7 protein-coding genes and 1 rRNA gene are annotated in these 7,161 nt (G+C 40.3%); all 8 read left to right on the top strand.

Annotated elements, in window-relative coordinates:
• Positions 1-75, top strand: a 5S ribosomal RNA gene (gene rrf / locus WFY05_RS22345); the annotation flags it as partial.
• Between the two features lie 98 nt (positions 76-173).
• Positions 174-1,769, top strand: coding sequence for an O-antigen ligase family protein (locus tag WFY05_RS21445; protein WP_340114991.1), 1,596 nt, complete (start codon positions 174-176; stop codon positions 1,767-1,769).
• A gap of 42 nt (positions 1,770-1,811) precedes the next feature.
• Positions 1,812-2,600, top strand: a complete 789-nt coding sequence (locus WFY05_RS21440; RefSeq protein ID WP_340114990.1) for a Rossmann-like and DUF2520 domain-containing protein — start codon at positions 1,812-1,814, stop codon at positions 2,598-2,600.
• Positions 2,600-3,130 carry a KdsC family phosphatase gene (locus WFY05_RS21435; RefSeq protein WP_340114989.1) on the top strand — a complete coding sequence of 177 codons (531 nt, stop codon included), beginning with the start codon at positions 2,600-2,602 and terminating at the stop codon, positions 3,128-3,130. Before WFY05_RS21440 ends, WFY05_RS21435 begins: the two co-directional genes overlap by 1 nt.
• A gap of 1 nt (position 3,131) precedes the next feature.
• Positions 3,132-3,707 (top strand): Maf family nucleotide pyrophosphatase, encoded by a 576-nt coding sequence (locus WFY05_RS21430; protein WP_340114988.1) that lies wholly within the window; start codon positions 3,132-3,134, stop codon positions 3,705-3,707.
• 132 nt (positions 3,708-3,839) lie between these two features.
• Positions 3,840-4,844, top strand: coding sequence for a sugar ABC transporter substrate-binding protein (locus WFY05_RS21425; protein WP_340114987.1), 1,005 nt, complete (start codon positions 3,840-3,842; stop codon positions 4,842-4,844).
• A 129-nt stretch (positions 4,845-4,973) separates the two neighbouring features.
• On the top strand, positions 4,974-5,615 hold the full coding sequence (locus tag WFY05_RS21420; protein ID WP_340114986.1) for a ferredoxin--NADP reductase: 642 nt from the start codon (positions 4,974-4,976) through the stop codon (positions 5,613-5,615).
• Positions 5,616-5,720: 105 nt separating this feature from the next.
• The gene (gene miaB / locus WFY05_RS21415; protein ID WP_340114985.1) at positions 5,721-7,067 is read left to right on the top strand and encodes a tRNA (N6-isopentenyl adenosine(37)-C2)-methylthiotransferase MiaB; all 1,347 of its coding nucleotides are present in this window, start codon (positions 5,721-5,723) and stop codon (positions 7,065-7,067) included.
• The last annotated feature ends 94 nt before the right edge of the window (positions 7,068-7,161 follow it).

The raw sequence follows: 7,161 nt of genomic DNA, 5'->3' as shown, positions 1-7,161 counted from the left end.
ATTCCGAACAGAGAAGTTAAGCCCGCCAGCGCCGATGGTACTGCGTAAAAGTGGGAGAGTAGGTCGCTGCCACCTTAACCAAAAACCTGATTCCAACTTGGAGTCAGGTTTTTTTTTGATACAATATTTAGAACTTGGTCTCGTTATTTCAATGTTTTAAACGTCTTCGCAGAATGAAGCAATATTTAACTAAACTTATTAACTCCAATTATTTTTTCTTAGCACTTTTAGGTTTTGTCATCGTCCTTCCTTTGTCAATTGCACTGGTATCTGTATTGGCCGGAGTGGTTTTGTTTATTGCTTTAGTAGAAGATTCGTGGCAGAATAAATGGGAACGACTCCGCCAACGAAAGGTTTTGCTGCTTATCCCGCTCATATTCTTTTTGTATTTGCTTAGTACCTTTTTCAATTTAGGAGAACATAAATCGTTTTACGATGTGCAGAAAACCATGTTTTACGTGGTTTTTCCTTTAGCGTTCAGTTTAGGAAAAAACATAAATGAGCGCCAGAAACGCATGGTTTTATATGCCTTTGCATTTTCTGTTTTTACCGCGATAATAGTCTCTTTAATAAGGTGGAAATATGGGGAAATTAAAGAGGGTACCTTCACGGTGCACAATATCAGTTTAGTGTCGCATATCCGGTTTAGCTTCCAACTCAACCTGGTTATATGGTTTTTATTATTTCTGCTGGTTAAAAATTACCATAGAATTTCATTCAAGAAGGCTTCTGCTTTGGTAATTCTTGTAATGATATATACTGCTTACCTCGCTTTACAACAATCACTTACCGGATTGATAGCACTTGGAGCCGGCGGTCTGTTTTTCTTACTTTATCTTATTCAACGGGTTAAGAATGCAAACTATAAAATCACATTTGCAGTTCTGTTAGTACTACTAATTATTGCTCCCGTAATATATCTGAGCAGAGTTATAAGTAATTTTTATGAAATCGAGGAGGTAAATCCTGAAACTATTGAAAAGGTTACAGCCCGTGGAAATTTTTATTCGCACAATTTCGATAGGAAGTTGGTAGAGAACGGTCATTATGTTTACCTTTTTGTATGTAACAAAGAAATGCGGGAAGAGTGGAATAAAGTTTCAGATTTGAAATTCGATTCCATCGGTGGCAATGGTTATCCTGTTTCAGCGACATTAACCCGTTATTTGACTTCAAAAGGATTAAGAAAGGATGCCGAGGGAGTTAAGGCGCTTACACCTGCAGATATCGCCAATGTGCAGCAGGGGATTGCCAATGTTGTTTTTGCGAAAAAATACTCGCTCTATCCTCGAATATATCAAACCATTTGGGAGTATTATGTATATACCGAAATTGGTAATTCAAATAATAAATCCTTTTCGCAACGCATAGAATATGCGAAAGCAGCACTTTCAATCATAAAATCGAACTGGTTATTTGGAGTAGGAGCCGGCAACTGGAAAGATGCATTTGCCGAGGCTTTTAAAAACAACGAAGCTCAACTGGCAGAAAGTCAGTATGCATCATCTCATAACCAGTATTTAAATTACATGGTAAAGTTTGGAGTCCCCGGTTTTATCCTGATCATGTTTTTGCTGGTATATCCGGTGATTAAAACCAAACGTTATCGCGATCCGCTGTTCCTGTTGTTTTTAACGTTTATGTTTTTTGCCAATTTTTCCGATTCGAATCTTGAATCGCATATGGGCAGCTCCTTCTTTTTCTTTTTCTATTGCTTTTTTATTGTCACTGATGGCATTCAGTACCTGAAACTCAATATTAAAAATTAAAATACTTTGCCGCTTAAATCGAGTGGAGTATTTTTGAACAATATGAAGAAAGCATCACCGAAAATAGTTTTTATCGGCGCCGGAAATCTGGCTACCCATCTGTCGCAAGCACTACAAAAAGCCGGTTTCGAGATTGTACAGGTCTACAGCCGGACAGAAGAATCATCAAAAACATTAGCCGAGAAACTTAATACGAATTATACCTCGGATATTAAAGCGCTTCTAAAAACGGCCGATATTTATTTTGTGGCATTGAAAGATTCAGCTGTAAACGAAGTACTTTCACAAACCGATTTGGATAATAAACTACTTGTTCATACTTCAGGAAGTTTGCTGCTGTCGGCTTTAAACCATTATTCGAAAAATTACGGCGTGCTTTATCCGCTTCAGACCTTTTCAAAATCTATCTATGTGGAGTTTCGTGAGATTCCGGTTTTTATTGAGGCCTCCAGTCCGGGTATCGAGAATGAACTCATTCAAATTGCTAAAACGATTTCCGGTAAAGTGTCGTGTTTAAATTCTGAAAAGAGGAAAAGTCTTCACATTGCTGCAGTTTTCGCGTGCAATTTTGTGAATTACTTTTATACATTGGCTGCCGGTTATCTGGGAAAAAACAAAATTTCATTCGATGTGCTTCACCCTTTGATTAAGGAAACAGCAAAAAAAGCAACAGAAATGCCACCAGTTGATGCACAAACCGGACCTGCCGTGCGCTTCGACGAAAATGTAATAAATGATCATCTGGAGAGTTTGAAAAATTACCCGGAGCTTAAAGAATTGTACAATTCAATTTCAAGGCGTATTTTTGAACTTCATCAAAGTAAAGGATAATGGCATTTTTTAAAGACGAACTGCGAAATGTTAAAGGTTTTGTTTTTGATGTCGACGGTGTACTTTCAGTCGACACTTCAGCATTAAACAAGGATGGAGATCCGGTGAGGACAGCGAATGTAAAAGACGGATTTGCGATTCGGATTGCCATGAAAGCAGGTTTTCAGGTGGCCATTATTACCGGCGGTTATATCGATCGGGTGAGGTTACGCTATACCAAACTCGGTGTTGAACATTATTACGATAAAGCCCGAAACAAGGTGGAATGTCTCAACGATTTTCTGGCAAAAACAAAGCTTAATGCCAACGATATTTTATTTATGGGTGACGATCTGGTTGATTTTAATGTTATGAATACTGTTGGCGTGCCAACCTGTCCTAAAGATGCAGTACCGGAGATCAAAGAACTTTCGAAATATATTTCTGAAAAAAATGGCGGAGAGGGCTGTGTGCGTGATGTTATCGAACAAACATTAAAGGCGCAGCAAAAATGGTTTTCACCGGAAATGTTGAACTCAAGGGCTTTTTAACATGAAATGGTTTCCTGAATACAACTTTATTCTGGCATCTAAATCACCCCGCAGGCAACAGTTACTTAAATCATTGGGTATCGACTTTTCAGTTCGGTTAAAAGAAGTGGAGGAAGTATATCCCGAAAACCTTACAAAGGAAGAAATTCCGGTGTACCTGGCGGAACTAAAAGCAAAACCTTTTAAAAATGAACTTGCTAAAAATGATTTGCTGATTACTGCCGACACGGTTGTTTGTTTGGAAGAACACGTGCTTGAAAAACCTGCGTCATTTGAAGAGGGCTTCGAAATGCTTCAAAGCTTAAGCGGTAAACAACATCAGGTAATAACGGGAGTTTGTTTGTCTTCACAAAACAAAACAAAATCGTTTTACGCACTCACTAATGTCGTTTTTAAAAAGCTCACTCCCGACGAAATAAACTATTATATTCATGCCTTTCGTCCGTTCGATAAAGCCGGTGCCTACGGAATTCAGGAATGGATCGGATCTATCGGTATAACATCGATTGAAGGATCTTTCTACAATGTGATGGGACTCCCGGTTCAAAAATTGTACGAGAACATTCAAAGGTTTTAATTCACCCTTAAAAAAGTTACATTATTTAATGTGTTATATAACAGAGGATTAAATCGAAAACGTTGCTTAACATATTCCGCTTATAATTCGTAAATTGAATAGAAAGGCCGATACTGATCAAAATTCAATATTATGAATCATCCGATTAAATTATTCACATTATTATTTTTTGCTGTCTTTTTTATCGGTGGGTGTACCTTGCAGTCGAACAAGAACGTTAAAGTCGGGCTGCTTCTTCATGCACTTGATCGAGAAAGGTGGGAAAATGACCGCGATTTTCTGATAGAAAAAGTCGGGGAACTTGGAGGGACCGTAATTGTTAAAATTGCTGATAACAATGCCGAAAAGCAATTGGATCAGGCAAAAGAACTGCTCGCCAACGGTGTTGACGTTTTGGTGGTTGTACCAGTAGACCAGTTTGCAGCTGCCAGTATTGTAGAAGAAGCGCACAAGAACGATATTAAAGTCATTTCGTACGACAGGCTGATCAAGAATTGTAAACTCGATTATTACGTTTCAACCGACAATGTTGAAATTGGTGATTTGCAGGCGTCATATCTAACTCAAATTAAGCCAACCGGAAGCTACGCTTTAATTGGCGGTGCTTTAACGGATAACAACAGTCAGCTGCTGTATCTGGGGCAACGCAATGTACTACAACCCTTAGTTGATCGTGGCGACATTAAAATTGTTTACAACGAGTTTACTACAGATTGGAGCGAAAAGGAAGGTTATGAGCATGCAGAAGAGCTGCTGGACCAAACTGATAATGTAGATGCTATAATTGCGGGAAACGACGCACTTGCCCGCGGAGTAATTAAAGCATTGGATGAAGCAGAGGAAGAAGGTGTTCTTGTAGCCGGGATGGACGCCGACCTGCCAAATCTTCAGTTAATTGTGGCCGGAAAACAAACCTGCACGGTGTACAAGCCTTACGAAAAAATGGCTGCTGCAACTGCAGAGCTTGCCGTGAAACTGGCCCGCTTTGAAGAATTTGAAAACACCTTCCAGACCGTGAGTAACGGAGCTAAACTGGTACCAACTGTCTTCTTTAACGGAATGATAGTCAACAAAGAAAATCTTAAACTTACAGTAATATCTGAAGGTTATCAGACTGAGGAAGAGGTGTATAAATAGCATTTTGCTGCAATATAAATGCTTTATGTTTTGTCATTCTAAATTTATTAAAGTTCTGAATATCATTCATTGCCCACCCAATTTAATTTTGTAGTTTTGCGCCGAATTATTTAGAACAGGTCTTAATAATTGAGAACGCATAAAGTCATACAAACAAGGCAGTTAACCGAATCGACCTTTGTGGTTCGTCTGGAAAGGAATGATCTGAATTTCCAGACCGGGCAGTTTATTTTGGTGGGATGGAACGGGATTGATCGCAGGGAATATTCGGTGTACAGCGGCGAGCATGATGATTATCTGGAAGTGTTGGTGCGTGAGGTTGATGGAGGCAAAGTGTCGGCAAAACTTAAAAAGTTAAAAGCTGGCGAAACGGTTCAGGTCGACGGTCCTTTTGGATTTTTTAAGTTCTCGCCCGATGTGTACAAGGTAAAGAAATTCCTCTTTGTGGCAACCGGAACGGGTATTAGTCCGTTTCATAGTTTTGTACGCACACACGGCGGGATGGAATATCGACTTGTGCATGGAGTAAGGTTAGCTGAAGAAGCATACGACCACCATGATTTTGAGGCGAAAAGAATTACCTTGTGTACCAGCGGCGAAATGAAAGGTGATTTTTACGGAAGGGTATCCGCTTATCTGGCCGAAAATGAGATTGATAAGGATACCAACTGTTTTCTCTGCGGAAACAGTGTAATGATTTACGAAGTATTTGATATATTAACGGCTAAAGGAATTCCGGTGTCAAATATTCTTTCGGAAGTTTATTTTTAAACGTTCTATTTGGAAATATATACGGATAAGAAATCATCCCTCTTCAATTCTGAGATGGTCGAGGGACGAAGACAGAGGGGTGAAAATTAGATTAGGAAGTAGAATATGAAATATCATGTTATAACATTGGGATGTCAGATGAATTTGTCGGATGGAGAGCGGGTAATCTCGGTTTTGAATGAAGCCGGTTACGAGTGGACCGACAGCGAAGAGGAAGCAGGACTGATTGGAATTTTGGCATGTTCGGTGCGTCAGAAAGCCATCGATAAGGTGTATTCCCGCATTCATAAATGGAACAAATGGAAAAACAATAAAAACCTGGTGACCTTTATCTCGGGCTGTGTTTTACCCGACGATCACAAGAAATTCCTAAAGCTTTTCGACATTACTTTTCAGATGAAGGATCTCCCAAAATTGCCTGAGATGATTAGTCAGTACGGGGTGACAACTTCGGCACATATCAAGGCAGGTATCGATCCGCACAACGAAAATATCGAAGAGTTCTGGAATGTAAAACCAAATTATCAGTCGGGTTTCGAAGCATTTATTCCCATTCAAAACGGTTGTGATAAGTTCTGTACATTCTGCGCTGTTCCTTACACTCGCGGGAGGGAAGTATCACGTCCATCGAAAGACATTATTGCCGAGTTGGCATTGCTGGTGGCGCAGGGATATAAATCCATTACATTGCTTGGCCAGAATGTAAATTCCTACGGTCTGGATAAAAAGGGAGAAGAGATTACTTTCCCGCAATTGTTGCGTGAAATCGGAGAACTGGGAAATCGCCTGAAAAAGGAATTCTGGGTTTATTTTACTTCACCGCACCCACGCGACATGACAGACGAAGTGATTGAGGTAATTGCTGAGTATCCGGTACTTGCTAAGCAAATTCACCTGCCAATGCAAAGTGGCGACGATAAAGTGCTGATGCGCATGAACCGTAAGCACAACATGGAAAGATACCGCCACATTGTGCAAACTATCCGACGCATCATTCCGGAGGCTACCGTTTTTACCGACATCATTGTTGGCTTTACTGGTGAGACCGAAGAGCAGTTCGACAATACGCGCAAGGCCATGGAAGAGTTCAAGTTTAATATGTCGTATACGGCCATTTATTCGCCGCGTCCAGGTGCAACCAGCCACCGTTGGGCCGACGATATTCCGCAGGAGGAGAAAAAGCGCCGGCTACATGTACTTACCGAAGAACTCAGGAAACACAATCTACCTTATAACTACAACCTGGTGGGACAAACAAAGCGACTTCTTGTTCGGGGAACCGATCGAAAAGAAGGCTTTTTATCAGGCCACACCGAAGGAAAGTTGATTGTACGTTTCGCCTCGGATGATGAGAAACTCATCGGACAGTTTGTGGATGTGAAAGTTACTTCGGCTTCCGATTTCTCGATGGAAGGAGAACTGGTACGAACGGAAGTGGAACTTACTGCTTAAACGAAAACAAGAAAGGAGGTAAGAAATTACCTCCTTTCATCCTCACTCAACAGCTTTATTTAATTGAGCTGTTCTATCCTTCCCCGATTACAAT

Origin of the sequence: Maribellus mangrovi, assembly GCF_037646455.1 — a bacterium.
Taxonomy (GTDB): domain Bacteria; phylum Bacteroidota; class Bacteroidia; order Bacteroidales; family Prolixibacteraceae; genus Draconibacterium; species Draconibacterium mangrovi_A.
Note: the sequence above shows the minus strand (reverse complement) of the source record. Positions and strands in the feature narration are given on the sequence as shown.